The organism is Amycolatopsis bullii, from assembly GCF_014654205.1.
In the GTDB taxonomy this organism is placed as follows: Bacteria; Actinomycetota; Actinomycetes; order Mycobacteriales; family Pseudonocardiaceae; genus Amycolatopsis; species Amycolatopsis plumensis.
In genome coordinates this window covers 1-14,950 of sequence record NZ_BNAW01000040.1, presented here as the reverse complement: position 1 = coordinate 14,950, position 14,950 = coordinate 1, and the positions used below count along the sequence as shown (strand labels likewise).

Below are 14,950 nucleotides of genomic sequence, written 5' to 3'. Positions count from 1 at the left end.
CCGCCCGGCCACGGACTTTCGTTGCTGCCTTCCTCAGCCGGTCGCGTCGATGGCTTCGGCGAGGCCCGGGCTCAGTCGGTACGGGGGCTCGTGGGGGACGAGCTCGACGGCCAGGTGCAGCCGGTCGGTGGCCAGGAGCCCGGCGATGTCGCGCATGACGGGGGTGACATCGGTGATGGCGGTGATCCACTCGCCGACGTAGTGATCGACGGCCTCGCCGCTCAGGCCGACCTGGATGGCGCGGAAGTTCAGCGCGGTGTGGCCGAGGTCTCGCTCGGGATCCCACTGGATCCGGACCGGGCTGGTCTTGAGCTGCTGCTTCCAGGCGGCCGCGTCCTGACCGCGGCGTGGTTTGCTGAGCGCGGCGTTGGCGAGGGCCCACTCGAAACCGTCGCGCGTGATGTCGATGGCGAGGACGCGTTCCTGACCCGGCTTGCGCCCGTAGCCGCAGCGGTAGGCCATCCAGCGGAACGAGGGCTTGATCCACGTCATCCGCTCCCGCTTGAACGGCGCGACGAAGGTTTGCTTCTCGAGCGCGGCGTCGGCGATCTCGGGCGAGTAGGCCTGGTAGACCCGGACGGTCGTCTCGGTCTGCGCGGCCCGGATCTGCCGGTCGGGAACCCGCCTCTCTTCGAACATGCCCGTCATGCTTCCAGCGTCGGCCCCGCCCGGCCACGGACTTTTCGTGCGCAAGGAGGCATCACGCGTGACCAGAGGGGCATCACGCGTGATTGGAGGGGCATCACGCGTGATTGGAGGGGCATCGGCGTGATGCCTCCTCAATCACGTGTGATGCCTTCCGGATCACGGGTGATGCCCCTTTCCGCACGTCAGCCGAGGGACCAGAGGCGGGCGTAGGGGCCGTTGGCGGCCAGGAGCTCGGCGTGGGTTCCGGTTTCGACGATTCGGCCGTGGTCGAGGACCACGATGCGGTCCGCGCGGGCGGCCGTGGCCAGGCGGTGGGCGACCACGAACGTCGTGCGGCGGCGGGCGACCGTCTCCGTGGCGCGCAGGACCGCGGCCTCCGTCGACGGGTCCAGGGCCGCCGTGGCCTCGTCGAGGAGCAGGACGTCCGGATCCACCAGCTCCGCGCGGGCCAGGGCGACCAGCTGGCGCTGGCCCGCCGACAGCGAGCGGCCGCGCTCGCCCACCGGCTGCAGGAAGCCCGACGGCAGGGCCGCGACGCCGTCCAGCGCGCCCACCGCGCGGACCGCCGCCTCGACCTCGGCGTCCGAGGCCGACGGGCGGCCGTAGCGGACGTTGTCGGCCACCGTGCCCGAGAACAGGTGGGCCTCCTGCGGCACCACGCCCATCCGGCGGCGGAGCCCCGCCAGCTCGTACTCGCGGACGTCCGTGCCGTCGATCCGGACCTCGCCGCCGGTGACGTCGTAGTAGCGCGCCACCAGCTTCACCGCCGTCGACTTGCCCGCGCCGGTCGCGCCGACCAGCGCGATCGTCTCGCCGGCCGCGACGTCCAGCGAGAACTGCTCCAGCGCCTTGCCCTCCGCGCCGGAGTAGGCGAAGTCGACCTCCTTGAACGACACTTCGCCGCGCAGCCGGGACGGGACGGCGACCGCGTTCTCCGCCGCCGGCACCGACGTCGGCGTCCGCAGCAGGTCGCCGATGCGGTTCAGGCCGACGCTCGCCTGCTGGTAGCCGTCGAACACCGCCGACAGCTGCTGGATCGGCGAGAAGAACTGCTGCAGGTACAGCAGGAACGCGAGCAGCACCCCGGCCGACAGCGTGCCCGCCGAAACGCGGTTCGCGCCCACCACCAGCACCGTCGTCGTCGCCAGGTCCGACAGCAGCGCGACCAGCGGGAAGTACGTCGCCACGTACCGCTGGGCCCGCAGCCGCGAGCGCCGGTAGTCGTCGCTGCGCGAAGCGAACGCCTCCGCGGAGCGGTCTTCGCGCGTGTACGCCTGGGCGACGCGCAGCCCGCTGACGTTCTCCTGCATGTCCGCGTTCACGACGCTGACCCGCTCGCGGGCCTCGTTGTACGCCTTCGACGCCGACCGCCGGAAGATCACCGTGGCCACCGCCAGCACCGGCACCATCGCCAGCGCGTACAGCGCCAGCCCGGCGTCGGTGACCAGCAGCGCGGTCGTGATCCCCGCCAGCGTCAGCGCGCTCACCACCGCGGTGGCGAGGCCGGTCTGCAGGAACGTCGAGAGCGCGTCGACGTCCGTCGTCATCCGGGTCATGATCTTCCCGGACAGTTCCCGCTCGTAGTAGTCGAGCCCGAGCCGCTGCAGGTGCGCGTAGCTGCGGACGCGCAGCGCGTACAGCACCGTCTCGCCCACCCGCGACGTCAGCCGCGTCTGCGCGAACACCACCAGCCAGTCGGCCGCGATCACCGCGGCACCGATGCCGGCGGCCAGCCAGATCATCCACTCGACACCCGCGCGGACACCGTGGTCGACGCCGAACTGGTACAGCCCCGGCAGCGCGATCGACGCCAGCGCGTCCGCCGCCACCAGCGCGATCACCACGGAGAGGGGCCCGCGGACCGGGCGCAGCAGCCCGGCGAGCCGGAACCTCGGGTCGGGCGCGGTGACGTCCACCCCCGGCAGCCGGGGCTCGTCGACGGCGGCCGGCAGCTTGCGCACGCCCTCGATCAGCTCCGGTGTCGGCGGCACGTCGAGGCCGCCGCCCCCGCCGACGAAGCCGCTGCTGTTCGGGTCGCCGCTGCGCATCCGCGCGGCTTCGGCCAGTGCGTCGACTTCGTCGTGGCCCTCGTCCCGCGGCCACAGGGACGGCGTGACCCCGTCCTGGCCGCAGTCCAGGCCCTCGCAGCGGTGCTTCTCCTCGACGTCGTCGCCCGGGCCCCCCACCAGCTCGCGGAACAGCGGGCAGCGCGCCATCAGCTCGGCTTCGGTGCCGACGTCGACGACGCGGCCTTCGTCCAGCACCGCGATCCGGTCGGCCAAGGCCAGCGTGGATCGCCGGTGCGCGATGAGCAGGGTGGTCCGGGTCGCGGTGACCGACCGCAGGGTGTCGTGGATCGCCGCTTCGGTGACGGTGTCGATGGCCGAGGTCGCGTCGTCGAGGACGAGGATCCGCGGGTCGGTGATCAGCGCCCTGGCCAGCCCCAGCCGCTGCCGCTGCCCGCCCGAGAGCGTCAGCCCGCGCTCGCCGACCAGCGTGTCGTAGCCGTCCGGCAGCGCGCGGATGAAGCCGTCCGCCTCCGCGGCCTTGGCCGCCGCGACGATCTCCTCGTCGGTGGCGTCCGGACGGCCGTACGCGATGTTGTCCCGGATCGACGAGGAGAACAGGAACGCCTCTTCGAAGACCACCCCGATCGCCTGCCGCAGCTGCCGCAGCGGGACGTCGCGGACGTCGAGGCCGCCGACCCGCACCGCACCCTCGTGCACGTCGTAGAACCGTGGCAGCAGCAACGAGATCGTCGACTTCCCCGAGCCCGCGGTGCCGACCAGCGCGAGGGTTTCGCCCGGGTTCGCGGTGACCGACAGCCCGTCGAGCACCGGTTCGCTGCGCGTGTAGCCGAAGCGGACGGCGTCCAGTTCCACGCCCAGCGGCCCCTCCGGCAGCGGCCGCGCGTCCGGCGCGTCGACGACCTCCGGCTGCGCGTCGATCAGTTCGTACACCCGCTCGGCGCCGGCCCGGGTCAGCTGGGCCTGCACGACCAGGCCGGACAGCATCCGGGCCGGCCCGATCAGCGTCGCGAGGTAGGTGGCGAAGGCCAGGAACGTGCCGAGCGTGATGGACCCGTTCAGCGCGAGGACGCCGCCGATCCCGAGCACGGCGACCTGGCCGGCGGCGGGCAGCGCGGCGGTGGTCGCCGTCGGGACCGCCGACAGCTTCGCCGCGCGGAGCCGCTCCCCGAACAGCTTGCGCGCGGTCGCTTCCAGCTTCGAGACTTCCCGCGTCTCCTGGCCGAAGCCCTTGACCACGCGGACGCCGGTGACCGTCTCTTCGACCTGCTGCGCGACATCGGCCGCGCGCTGCTGCGCCGACCACGTCGCCGGGAAGAGGCGCTTGCGGCTGCGGGTCACGATGATGCCGACCGCGGGCGTGACGACCAGCGCGATCAGCGTCAGCACCGGGGACAGCCACAGCATCGCGACGAACGACAGCAGCGCGAAGACCACCGAACCGAACGAGAGCGGGACCTGCATCAGGATCCCGGTCACCAGCTGCAGGTCGGAGATCGCGCGCGAGGCGACCTGGCCGGTGCGCAGCGCGTCCTGCTTGCCGCCGTCCAGCCGCGAAACGGCGTTGAAGACGCGCTGGCGCAGATCGTGCTGCACGTCGAGGGCGAGCTTCCCGCCGAGGTAGCGGCGCGCGAACGCGGTGCCGAAGGCGACCAGCTGCAGCGCCACCAGGAACCCGGCGATCCCGGGCAGCCCGCCGGTCTGCCCCGCCACCGCGTCGTCGACCGCCGTGCGCACCAGCAAGGGGCTCGCGGCCTGCACCCCGACGCCGAACGCGGCGGCGAGCAGCGACAGCACGACGAGCACGCGGTGCTCCCACGCCGCGGCGGACAGCCGCCGGATCCAGCCGGCGGTCTCGGCCTGTGGGAGCTCTTGACGGGAGCGGGGCGGAGCGATGGTCACGTTGTGACAGTAAGCGCCACCACCGACAAAATATTTCCCGGAATGCGGAGAAGGCCACCTCGAGCAGCTCGAAGTGGCCTTCCGCGGGATTCGGGACTACGTGATGTCGCGCTTCTGGTTGCCCGCCCAGCCGAGGCCGAAGAAGAGCATCGTCCACGCGAAGAAGATCAGCGCCGAGGCCCACCACGAGAGCACGCCGGGCGCGCCCGCCGCCAGCTGCAGGCCCAGCGCCGACCAGTGGTCGACCCCGCCGGGCAGGCTCAGCGAATTGATCTTGAAGGCGTCCGCCGCGATCCCGCCCACGATCCCGTTGGCGGTGCCGTTCGGCAGGATCCCGCCCAGGATGTCGGCCGGTCCCCAGAGCGAGACGACCAGCACGTTCTCGATGATCAGGAACCACACCAGGAACAGCACGACCGCCAGCGGCACGCTGCGCAGCACCGCGCCGAACCCGATGCCGAACAACGTCACCAGCACCGAAGCCAGGATCGTCCCGCCGACCGCGGCCAGCCACTGGCCCGCGCTGGGCCACCGGCTGGAATCGACCGAGGCCATCACCGCGATCGCCGAGACGCCGGCGCTCACCACGCCGTAGATGGCGCCCCAGCCCACGTAGGTGAGCATCTTCGCGGTCAGCGCCGTCACCCGGTTCGGCGCGGTCAGGAACGTCGTCGTGATCGTCTTGCTGCGGTACTCGCCGGCCAGCGCGAACACGCCGAACAGACCGGGGATCAGCTGCGCGATGTTCACGCCGTGCGCGAACGCCAGCAGCCCGACCGGCAGCTCGCCCGCCTCCAGGCCGACCGCCCTGGCGATCTCGCGGGCGTCGGAGCTGCCGATGTAGTCCACGAAGTTGTTCGTGATCTTGCCCCATGCGAACGTCAGCCAGAACGCCACCAGCGCCAGCGGGATCAGCAGCACCCACCACGTGTTCAGCGACAGCGTCTTGCGGAACTCCGCCTTGATCAGGTTGCCCATCACTGCTGCGGTCCTCCCCAGTACTGCTGTTGCTGCTGCGGACCCGATGGCGGGCCCTGCTGGTAGTGCTGCTGCGGCGGATAACCGGGCGGCGGGCCCTGGTACTGGGCCTGGTGCGGCGGGTACCCGGGAGCACCGCCGGTGTACTGGCCCTGCGTCAGCTGGAAGAACATCCGCTCCAGATCGGCGTGCTCCTCCTGCATCCCGTAGACCGCGATCCCGGCCTTCGCCGCGATGTCACCGATCTGCTGGACGCTCGACCCGGCGACCGCGACCCGGCCGTCCGGCGTCGGCGAAACCCCGGTGATGCCGTTGTCCTGCAACGCCTTCACCAGCGCCGACGGGTCCGCCGGCTGCACCAGCACCCGGGACTGCTGGCTCTTGCGCAGCTGCTCCAGCGGGCCGTAGTAGCGCGTGACGCCCTGGCTGATGATCACGACCTGGTCGATCAGCTGCTCGACCTCGTTGAGCAGGTGGCTCGACACCAGCACCGTCCGCCGCTGCTCCCGCGCGTAGGAGCGCAGGAAGTTGCGCAGCCACAGGATGCCTTCGGGGTCGAGGCCGTTCGTCGGCTCGTCGAGCACCAGCACCTGCGGATCGCCCAGCAGCGCCGTCGCCAGCGCCAGCCGCTGCCGCATGCCGAGCGAGAACCCGCCCGCCTTCCGGTCCGCGGCGCTGCCCAGGCCCACCAGGCCGAGCACCTCGTCCGCGCGCCGGTCCGGCACGCCGATGGCCGCCGCGTACACGCGGAGGTGGTTGCGCGCCGTGCGGCCCGGGTGGAACCCCTCGTTCTCCAGGACCGAACCCACCACCCGCGCCGGGTTCCCCAGCTGCGAGTGCGGCCGTCCGTTGATCGTCGCCATCCCCGATGTGGGGGTCACCAACCCGAGCAACATGCGCAATGTCGTCGTCTTGCCGGCGCCGTTCGGGCCGAGGAAGCCCGTCACCGAACCCGGCTCGACCGTGAAGCTGAGGTTCTGCACGGCGTTCACGGCGCCGAACTGCTTGCTCAGGTTCTGCACCACAATCCGGCCACTGCCGTCGTGCATACCGTCCCCTAACGTTCCCCGCTGATGCGGCGTCATCCTGCCCTACCGGCGGCGCTCGCGCGCACGGAACGCCCGAGAGCGACCTTCGTCACTTTCCGCTACCGGCCGGTACCGGCTCCGGGGGCGCTGACCAGAGGATTCGCGAGGCCCGCCAGATCAACTTGGTAAAGAATTCGTGCGACTTGCCGACCCGGTGGCGCAAAGTCCGCGGAAGCCCTCTAAGCTAGGTATCGGCGGCCCGCTCCCAGTGACCCCCAGGCTGGTTGAGCGGGTCGCCCCTTCGTCTCTGCATCGCGGCTTCGCCGCTCATGTCGACTTCGTCGTATCTCCCGGGGGGCCGAGCCCCCCGGACCCCCACGGTGCCTCTTGCTCGGCTTCCAGCTCTGCCGCGGCCTGGTGTCCCCGGCTGGGGCTAGGGGTTCGGGTTGTGGTTGTGGTCGGGTTTCGGTTATGGCTGGTGGGGTGTGGCATCGTGGCGCGGTGCGGATCTTGCTCGTGGAAGATGAACGGCGGCTGGCCGAGGCGCTGCGGGCCGGGCTGAGTGCCGAGGGGTACGCCGTTGATGTTGCCCACAACGGGCGGGATGCTCTCTGGTACGCCTCCGACCAGCCCTACGCCGCCATCGTGCTGGACATCATGCTGCCCGGGCTGAACGGCTACCGCGTCTGCCGCCGGCTGCGGGACCAGGGGAACACCACCCCCATCCTCATGCTCACCGCCAAAGACGGCGAGGACGACGAGATCGAGGCCCTCGACACCGGGGCCGACGACTTCCTGCCCAAGCCCTTCTCCTACGGCGTCCTGCTTTCCCGGCTGCGCGCGCTCATCCGGCGGGGCGGCGCCACCCGTCCGGGCGTCCTCAAACTGGGGGACCTCGAGCTCGACCAGGCCAGCCGGACCTGCCGGCGCGGCACCGCCGACATCACCCTCACCGGCAAGGAATTCGCCCTCCTCGCCTACCTCATGCAACGGCCCGGACAGGTCGTCACCAAGGCCGAACTGCTCGACAACCTCTGGGACTTCGCCGCTACCGCGACCGCCAACCTGGTGGAAGTGCACGTCAGCGCGCTGCGGCGCAAGATCGACGTCCCCTTCGGGGCCGAGACCATCCGGACCGTCCGCGGTGCCGGTTACCACGTGGTGACCGCGGGTGCCTGACTTCCGGCGCTCCACCCGGTTCCGCGTCGCGGTCACGGCCTTCGCCGCGTCGGCCGTGGCGCTCGGGGCGGTGTCCGTGTGGTTCGTCCTCCAAGCACGCAGCCGCCTCGAGAACACCGCCATCCAGCTCGCCGACGCCCACGCCGACGCCATCGTCCAGCTCCTGAACACCGGCGCCCGGCCCGCCGACCTCGCCCTCCTCGTCCGCGACTCGATCTACGAGGTCAAAGACAAGCAGGGTGCGTCGGTCGCGTCCTGCCCGGTGCTGCGCGAAGCGACGCTGGCCGCCTACGACACCGAAGTCACCCTGCGGCCCTACCAATACGACCGGTCCGCACTGGCGACCGTCGGCTGTGCGCCCGAGCTGCGCGGGCTCGACGACGACCTGACCCTGCACGTCGTCCACGACGTCAGCGGCGACAGCAAGTACGACGTGTTCGCCGGTGTGCAGCTCGATCCGGAGGGGCTGGCGGCGGTCGATTCCGTCCGCACCGCGCTCACCTTCGGTGTGCCCGCGGTCGCGCTGCTCATCGGCGTCATCGCGTGGTTCGCCGTCCGCCGGTCGCTGCGCCCGGTGGAAGCCATCCGCGGCGAGGTCGCCGAGATCGGCGCACACGACCTCGGCCGCCGCGTCCCAGACCCGCGCACTGGCGACGAGATCGCGCGGCTGGCCGGGACGATGAACACCATGCTCGCCCGGCTCGAGGAGGCCGTCACCCGGCAGAGCCGGTTCACCTCCGACGCGTCGCACGAGCTGCGCACCCCGCTCGCGTCGTTGCGGACCCAGCTCGAGGTGCTCCTGGCCCACCCCGACCGGCTCGACTGGCGGCAGTCCTGCGAGAACGCGCTGCTCGACGTCACCCGGCTGCAGGACCTCGTCGCCGACCTGGTGCTGCTCGGCAAGCTCGACCACGCGGGCCCCGATCGGCTGAAGCCGGTCGCACTGTCCGAAGTGGTCGGTGCGGTGGTGGCCGGCCGCAGCGGCGTCGACGTCGAGGTCACCGGGACGCCGTCGGTGCGCGGCCACCGGTCGCGGCTGGAACGGCTGGTCCGCAACCTCGTCGACAACGCGCAGCGGCACGCCGTCTCCCGCGTCGCCGTCACGGTGTCCGCTGTGGACGGACAGGCGGTGCTGACGGTCGACGACGACGGCCCGGGCATCCCGGAAGCCGACCGCGAGCGGGTCTTCGACCGCTTCGTCCGGCTGGACGACGCCCGCGACCGCGACGAGGGCGGCTCCGGACTGGGCCTGGCGATCGTCGCCGACATCGCCCGCGCCCACGGCGGCACGGCGGCGGTCGAGGGCCGCAGCCGGTTCGTCGTCCGGCTGCCGGAGCTGAAGACGTCTTAAGCCGGCTTCAGGCCCGGTTCAGCGACCAAGATCGACGCTGCGGGCATGAAGATCTCCTGGCGACCTCTCGACCACGCCGAATACCGGGCTTCGTCGTGGTTTCCCGGCCTGACCGGCGTGCGGGCGCTCGCCGCGCTGGCCGTCGTGTTCTTCCACTACGGCGGCCCGGTCGTCGACCGGCTGCAGGGCTGGATCGCCGTCCAGCTGTTCTTCGTGCTGTCCGGCTTCCTGATCACCACGCTGGCGCTGCGCGAAGAGGCCTCCGCCGGCCGGGTTTCGCTGCGCGGCTTCTACGTCCGCCGCGTCTTCCGGATCATGCCGGTGTACTTCCTGCTGCTGGGCCTGACGGCGCTGGCCGTCACGCTCGCCGGGGCGTACCGGAGCAGCCGGCTCGCCGACGCGATGCCGTTCTACCTGGTCTTCGGCAACGAGCTCGTGGACTACAACACCCCGTACCCGACGTCGTGGTCGCTGGGCGTGGAGGAGAAGTTCTACCTCGTCTGGCCCGCCCTGCTCGTGCTGACGTCGTTCGCCCGTACCGGCAGGACCGCGCTGCGCCTGCTGATCGCCGGGGGTGTGGTGACCGGTGTCCTCTTCGGAGCGTTGCCGCTCGCGCCGTCGCAGCGGTGGGCCGAGCTCAGCGTGCACTACTGCTCGCTGGTCGTCGGCTGCCTGCTCGGGCTGGCGCTGCACCACCCGCGCGGGTTCGCCGTGTTCCGGCCGCTGACCAGCCCGGCCGCGGCGGTGCTGGTGGCGCTCGGATTCGGCGTGCTGCAGCTGTCGGTCAAGCCGCTCGGGCAGTTCTTCGGCGGGCACTGGCCGTTCGTCGTCCCGGTCTACGCGGCGGGTTCGGCGCTGCTGCTCGTGGCCGTGCTCGCGCGGGGTCCGGTCCGGCGGGTGCTCTCGAGCCGTCCGCTGAAGTTCGTCGGTGACCGGTCGTACGCGCTCTACCTGGCTCAGACCGGGGCGGCGGGTGTGACCGGCCTGGTCCTGCCGACCGGGCTGGGCAAGGCCGTCGCGACCTCCGCCGTCGCGCTGCTCTTCGCCTGCGGGCTGCGGCGATGGGTGGAGCTGCCTTCGATCGCCTTCGGGCGGCGGCTGCTGGAGAAAGGGGAGCGGGCCCCTGCCGCGGTGCGGCAGGAGCCCGCTCGGGCGGAATAGCTCAGGCGAGGACGGTGTCCAGCGGCGTGTGCGGCAGGTCGTGGGCCACCGCGACCGGGCCGTTCGTGAGGGCGCCGTCGTGCGTGTTGAGACCCTTGGCCAGCGCGGCGTCGGCCTGCAGCGCGGCCTTCCAGCCGTGCTCGGCCAGCTGGACCGCGTACGGCAGGGTGACGTTCGTGAGGCCGTAGGTCGACGTCCGGGGCACCGCGCCCGGCATGTTCGCCACGCAGTAGAAGACCGACTCGTGCACGGTGTAGGTCGGCTCGTCGTGCGTGGTCGGGCGCGAGTCGGCGAAGCAGCCGCCCTGGTCGATCGCGATGTCGACGAGCACGCTGCCCGGCTTCATGCGGGCGACCAGGTCGTTCGAGACCAGCTTCGGCGCCTTCGCGCCGGGCACGAGCACCGCGCCGATGACCAGGTCGGCCTGCAGCACGGACTCCTCGACCGAGAGCCGGTTCGACGTCACCGTGCGGATGCGGCCGCCGAAGTCGTTGTCGATCTGGCGGAGGCGGTCGACGTTCGTGTCCAGGATCTCGACGTCGGAGCCGAGGCCGAGCGCGACGCGGGCGGCGTTGAGGCCGGCGACCCCGCCGCCGATGACGACCACGCGGGCCGGGTGCACGCCGGGGATGCCTCCGGGCAGCACCCCGCGGCCACCGCTGGGCTTCATCAGCGAGAACGCGCCGACCTGCGGGGCCAGCCGGCCCGCGACCTCGGACATCGGGGCGAGCAGCGGGAGGGCGCCGTTCGCGGTCTGCACCGTCTCGTAGGCGATCGCGGTGGTGCCCGCGGCGAGCAGCGCGTCGGTCAGCGGCCGGTCGGCGGCGATGTGCAGGTAGGTGAAGAGGACCTGGTCGCGCCGGAGCCGGCCGTACTCCTCGGCGATGGGTTCCTTGACCTTGAGGACGAGTTCGCCCTCGGCCCAGGTCTCGTCGGCGGTGGCGAGGATCTTCGCGCCGGCGGCGACGTACTCCTCGTCGGTGATGGACGAACCCACCCCGGCGCCGGTCTCGACGAAGACGTCGTGCCCGCGGCCGGCCAGCTCGTGCACCCCGGCCGGGGTCAGCGCGACCCGGTATTCGTGCTTCTTGATCTCACGGGGAACGGCGATACGCACGGTCGGCCTCCTGGGTCGGTCTGCGTCCGGAATCGGTGCGGTGTTGCCACTCACGGTGAACCACCCGGACGGCGGTGTCATCGTGCTGTACGGACAGTTCTGAGCGGTATTCGTGGTGCTGGGCGGACAAGGCCCTTGACCTCGACTTCACTTGAAGTTGCAGCGTTGCGGAATGCGAGCGGTGTGGTTGAGAGAGTTCGGTGGTCCGGAAGTCCTCGTCCCGGGAGAGGCGCCGGATCCGGTGCCCGGGCCGGGGCAAGTGCTGGTGGAAGTGGCGTTCGCGAACACCACGTTCGTCGAGACGCAGTTCCGGGCGGGGGCGCCGGGGCCGTTCCGGGCGGCGCTGCCGGTGATCCCCGGCAACGGCGTCGGCGGCGTGATCAGCGCGGTCGGCACCGGGGTGGACCCGGGGCTGGCCGGGCAGCGGGTGGTCACGTCGACGGGCGGCTCGGGCGGGTACGCCGAGCGCGTCGCGGTGGACGCGGCGGCGGTGTTCGAGGTGCCGTCCGCGCTGGCGCTCGACGCGGCGGTGGCGCTCCTCGCGGACGGCCGGACGGCGACCGGCTTGGTGCATGCGACCAGCGTGCGCCCGGGCGATCGAGTCCTGGTCGAGGCGGCGGCGGGTGGCGTCGGCGGCCTCCTGGTCCAGCTGGCGAAGGCGGCGGGAGCCACCGTGATCGGCGCGGCGGGCGGGCCGGCGAAGGTGGCACGCGTGCTGGGGGCGGACGCGGTGGTCGACTACCTGCGGCCGGACTGGACGGCTTCGGTGGACCCGGTGGACGTCGTGTTCGACGGCGTGGGCGGGCCGATCGGCACGGCGGCGTTCGGGCTGCTGCGCCCGGGCGGGCGGATGGCGGTGTACGGGCTGGCGGGCGGCTCGTGGGCCGAAGTGTCCGAAGAGGACGCTGCCGCGCGCGGAGTCTCGCTGGTGCGCTCGATCGGGTCGCCGGCGGAGATGCGGTCGTTCACGGAGTCGGCGCTGGCCGCGGCGGCTTCGGGGAGTCTGGTGCCGGTGATCGGCCAGCGTTTCCCGCTGGAGAAGGCGGCGGACGCCCACGCGGCGATCGAGTCGCGCACGACGGTGGGGAAGACGTTGCTGGTCGTATGATCGACGACTTCCTGGCCCGGCCCCTCACGGCGCGGGTGGCCACGGACGGGCCGACGGTCCGGCCCACCTGGTACCAGTGGGAGGACGGCGCGTTCTGGATCCTCAGCGGCCCGTGGTCCCGCTTGCCGGCGCTGCTCGCTTCGCGGCCGCGGATCGCCTTGACGGTGGATGTGTGCGAGCTCGACACCGGGGAGGTCGTGCAGGTGCTGGCTCGCGGGGAGGCGGAGCTGCGGCCCTTCGACGTGGCGCGGGGGCGGCGGAAGCTGGTGCGGTACCTGGGGGCCGACGAGCGGCGATGGGATCCGCGGTTCCGCGAGTACCTGCACGGGGACGTCGGCGCGGTATGGGTCCACCTGCGGCCTTCGCGGCTGGCGATGAAGGACCTCAGCTACGAGGCGGCTTTTCCGGGCGGCCGGGCCTGACATCGCGCGCCCCACCCATCCCTGGGGGACGAGCCCCGCTCAGTCTATCGCCCGGTGCCGACAGTTCTGCCGATTCGAGGGGCTGGGGCCGCGGTTGTCCACAGCCGGCGGAGTTTGTGGACAGCCGAGACAGCCGGGACAGCCGGGGCGGCCGGGGCGGCCGGAACAGCCGGGGCCGCCGGGACAGCCGGGACAGCCGGGACGGCTGGGTCGGCGCAGCCGGATGAGGAAGGGCCTCGGCTCGGGAATGCGGACGAGGATCGCGGTCGCGGGGCGGGCTGGCCGTGGTCGGTGCAGCGGATGGGGAAGGGCCTCGGCTCGGGAATGTGGATGGGGATCGCCGTCGTGGGGCGGGCTGGGCGTGGTCGGGGTCCGAGTGCGGCGGCAGGCCCGTCCTGGGGCGGCCCTGCCGTGGTCGGGAATCCGAAAGCAGCAGGTTCACCGAGCGGAAGCGGACCCCAAGACGACAGCGAATCCGCAGGCAGCGGAAAGCCGTGAAGGCCTCCTCAAGAGAGAGAAGGCCTTCACGGGTTCCGCCGCGGGAAGACGGAGAACTCAGGCGCGGTACGCCGACCACGCGCTCTTCATCCGCGAGGTCTGCCCCGCGGTGAACTCGTACATGCAGCTGTCGTAGCTGTAGTCCATGAAGTTGTGCACCGGGTCCACGCCCGCCGACGAGCAGGTGTCCTTGCTCGCCGGGCAGCCCGACGTCGCCGTGGCTTCGGCCGGGGTGTCCGACACGTAGTCGCCCGAACCCGAGCAGCCGCCCTGGAACGTGTGGTACAGGCCCATCCAGTGGCCGACCTCGTGCGTTGCCGTGTCGCCCTCGTTGTAGTTCGTCGCCGAGCGGCCCGGGAGGGACTCGTCGAGGATGACCACGCCGTCCAGCTTCGGCTGCGACTTGTAGTTGGACGGGAACGTCGCCCAGCCGAGCAGGTCGTCGCCGAGTTTGGCCGTGTAGATGTTCAGCGCGTTCGCGCCGCCCTTGCGCAGCGCGTTCTTCATGTTGCGCTCGGCCGAGGTGCCGTCGGTGATGCCGTTGTACCAGGTCGAGTTGTTCGTGTAGTCGGTGCTGACCAGCGAGAAGCTGAAGCCGCTCGACGCGTAGGCGCTGTTCAGGACCGAGATCTGCTTGCTGATCGTCGTCGACGGCAGGTTGCCGGCCGAGCCGCTGGTGATCACGTGGAAGTACACCGGGATCGACACCGCGGCCGCCTGGGCGGACAGCGCCGTGCGCTTGCCGGCCAGCTTGCTCTGCATGTCCGCCTCGATGCGGGCCGCCTCGGCCGGGGACACCGTGTCGGCGTGGCCGTCCTTGCTGCGGTCCGCGGCGTGGGTGGGGGTGAAGCAGTCGCCGCTCGGCGCCGCGACGGCGCTTCCGGCTCCTGCGGCCGGGACGACCAGGGCGACCAGGGAGAGCGCGGACACCGCACCCAGCTTGATGGCCTTACCGAACCGCTCCGAACTGCTCATGGAGGAACTCCTCTGGCAACGACCCGGCTACCCGGGGTGGTGAGGAGAAAATGCGGCACGCGATCTTCGTTATCCACCATCTTTCGGCTGGAAAAGACAATCCGTACCATCGGCGCGATCCATGCGGCCTAACGCATGGGTCCGGTGTTGAGCCGAATGGCCCATCAGCTCCAGCGCAGGGCGACGAGCTGGGTCAGCAGCGCCAGCCGGACGTCGGGGTCGTCGAGGTCCAGCGGCACCAGCTCCAGGAGCTTCCGCATCCGGTACCGCAGGGTGTTCGGGTGGATCCGCAGCTCCCGCGCCGCGGCTCGCGGGTCACCCGGGTGCCGCAGCCATTCATAGAGCGTTTCGACGTAACCGGCCTTGCCCGTTTCGTCGTGCGCGCGCAGCGTGCGCAGCGGGCCGAGCTCGGCGACGCGCGCCGCGGACGCCGCCGTCGCGCCGCGGTGCAGCGTCAGCGCCGTCCAGGCCTCGTCGAACGCGATCACGCGCTCGGTGAGGATTTCGGCGCGCAGCAGGCCGAGGGCTTCGTCGGCTTGGGCGCGCGACGCCGAGA

The 14,950-nt window shown here is 71.7% G+C and carries 12 protein-coding genes; 5 read left to right on the top strand and 7 right to left on the bottom strand.

Annotated features, from left to right (window positions below):
- Positions 1-33: 33 nt before the first annotated feature.
- From IE317_RS32365 to IE317_RS32350, 4 genes are all read right to left on the bottom strand, one after another.
- The gene (locus IE317_RS32365; RefSeq protein ID WP_191315168.1) at positions 34-639 is read right to left on the bottom strand and encodes a DUF4291 domain-containing protein; all 606 of its coding nucleotides are present in this window, start codon (positions 637-639) and stop codon (positions 34-36) included.
- A gap of 191 nt (positions 640-830) precedes the next feature.
- The gene (locus IE317_RS32360) at positions 831-4,577 is read right to left on the bottom strand and encodes an ABC transporter ATP-binding protein (RefSeq protein WP_191315167.1); all 3,747 of its coding nucleotides are present in this window, start codon (positions 4,575-4,577) and stop codon (positions 831-833) included.
- A gap of 96 nt (positions 4,578-4,673) precedes the next feature.
- Positions 4,674-5,555, bottom strand: coding sequence for an ABC transporter permease subunit (locus IE317_RS32355; protein ID WP_191315166.1), 882 nt, complete (start codon positions 5,553-5,555; stop codon positions 4,674-4,676).
- Positions 5,555-6,604 carry an ABC transporter ATP-binding protein gene (locus IE317_RS32350; protein WP_191315165.1) on the bottom strand — a complete coding sequence of 350 codons (1,050 nt, stop codon included), beginning with the start codon at positions 6,602-6,604 and terminating at the stop codon, positions 5,555-5,557. The genes IE317_RS32355 and IE317_RS32350 overlap by 1 nt, the downstream gene beginning before the upstream one ends.
- 480 nt (positions 6,605-7,084) lie before the next feature.
- On the opposite strand from IE317_RS32350, the gene IE317_RS32345 reads away from it, so the two are divergent.
- The 3 genes from IE317_RS32345 to IE317_RS32335 are packed head-to-tail and all read left to right on the top strand — an operon-like array spanning position 7,085 to position 10,274.
- Positions 7,085-7,762: a response regulator transcription factor gene (locus IE317_RS32345; protein ID WP_191315164.1), complete on the top strand. Its 678-nt coding sequence runs from the start codon at positions 7,085-7,087 to the stop codon at positions 7,760-7,762.
- Positions 7,755-9,113 carry a sensor histidine kinase gene (locus IE317_RS32340; protein ID WP_191315163.1) on the top strand — a complete coding sequence of 453 codons (1,359 nt, stop codon included), beginning with the start codon at positions 7,755-7,757 and terminating at the stop codon, positions 9,111-9,113. Before IE317_RS32345 ends, IE317_RS32340 begins: the two co-directional genes overlap by 8 nt.
- Before the next feature lie 45 nt (positions 9,114-9,158).
- Positions 9,159-10,274 carry an acyltransferase family protein gene (locus IE317_RS32335; RefSeq protein WP_191315162.1) on the top strand — a complete coding sequence of 372 codons (1,116 nt, stop codon included), beginning with the start codon at positions 9,159-9,161 and terminating at the stop codon, positions 10,272-10,274.
- Position 10,275: 1 nt separating this feature from the next.
- Here the strand turns inward: IE317_RS32335 and ald are convergent, their stop codons facing one another.
- Complete coding sequence (ald, locus tag IE317_RS32330; protein ID WP_191315161.1) at positions 10,276-11,391, bottom strand: alanine dehydrogenase; 1,116 nt, start codon at positions 11,389-11,391, stop codon at positions 10,276-10,278.
- A 172-nt stretch (positions 11,392-11,563) separates the two neighbouring features.
- Between ald and IE317_RS32325 the strand changes: the two genes are divergently transcribed.
- Together IE317_RS32325 and IE317_RS32320 are read left to right on the top strand one after the other, a co-directional pair.
- Positions 11,564-12,499: a zinc-binding dehydrogenase gene (locus IE317_RS32325; RefSeq protein WP_191315160.1), complete on the top strand. Its 936-nt coding sequence runs from the start codon at positions 11,564-11,566 to the stop codon at positions 12,497-12,499.
- On the top strand, positions 12,496-12,921 hold the full coding sequence (locus tag IE317_RS32320; RefSeq protein ID WP_191315159.1) for a pyridoxamine 5'-phosphate oxidase family protein: 426 nt from the start codon (positions 12,496-12,498) through the stop codon (positions 12,919-12,921). The genes IE317_RS32325 and IE317_RS32320 overlap by 4 nt, the downstream gene beginning before the upstream one ends.
- Before the next feature lie 555 nt (positions 12,922-13,476).
- On the opposite strand, the gene IE317_RS32315 is transcribed toward IE317_RS32320, so the two are convergent.
- Both IE317_RS32315 and IE317_RS32310 read right to left on the bottom strand, forming a co-directional pair.
- On the bottom strand, positions 13,477-14,394 hold the full coding sequence (locus tag IE317_RS32315; protein ID WP_191315158.1) for a zinc metalloprotease: 918 nt from the start codon (positions 14,392-14,394) through the stop codon (positions 13,477-13,479).
- 164 nt (positions 14,395-14,558) lie between these two features.
- The coding region (locus IE317_RS32310) for a PucR family transcriptional regulator (RefSeq protein WP_191315157.1) at positions 14,559-14,950 on the bottom strand (392 nt) is incomplete at its 5' end.

Excerpts from the sequence above, each read along its gene's own strand:
- IE317_RS32365 (WP_191315168.1), bottom strand. The coding sequence starts at position 639 with ATGTTCGAAGAGAGGCGGGTTCCCGACCGGCAGATCCGGGCCGCGCAG.
- IE317_RS32355 (WP_191315166.1), bottom strand. The coding sequence starts at position 5,555 with ATGGGCAACCTGATCAAGGCGGAGTTCCGCAAGACGCTGTCGCTGAAC.
- IE317_RS32350 (WP_191315165.1), bottom strand. The coding sequence starts at position 6,604 with ATGCACGACGGCAGTGGCCGGATTGTGGTGCAGAACCTGAGCAAGCAG.
- IE317_RS32335 (WP_191315162.1), top strand. The coding sequence starts at position 9,159 with ATGAAGATCTCCTGGCGACCTCTCGACCACGCCGAATACCGGGCTTCG.
- IE317_RS32325 (WP_191315160.1), top strand. The coding sequence starts at position 11,564 with ATGCGAGCGGTGTGGTTGAGAGAGTTCGGTGGTCCGGAAGTCCTCGTC.
- IE317_RS32320 (WP_191315159.1), top strand. The coding sequence starts at position 12,496 with ATGATCGACGACTTCCTGGCCCGGCCCCTCACGGCGCGGGTGGCCACG.
- IE317_RS32315 (WP_191315158.1), bottom strand. The coding sequence starts at position 14,394 with ATGAGCAGTTCGGAGCGGTTCGGTAAGGCCATCAAGCTGGGTGCGGTG.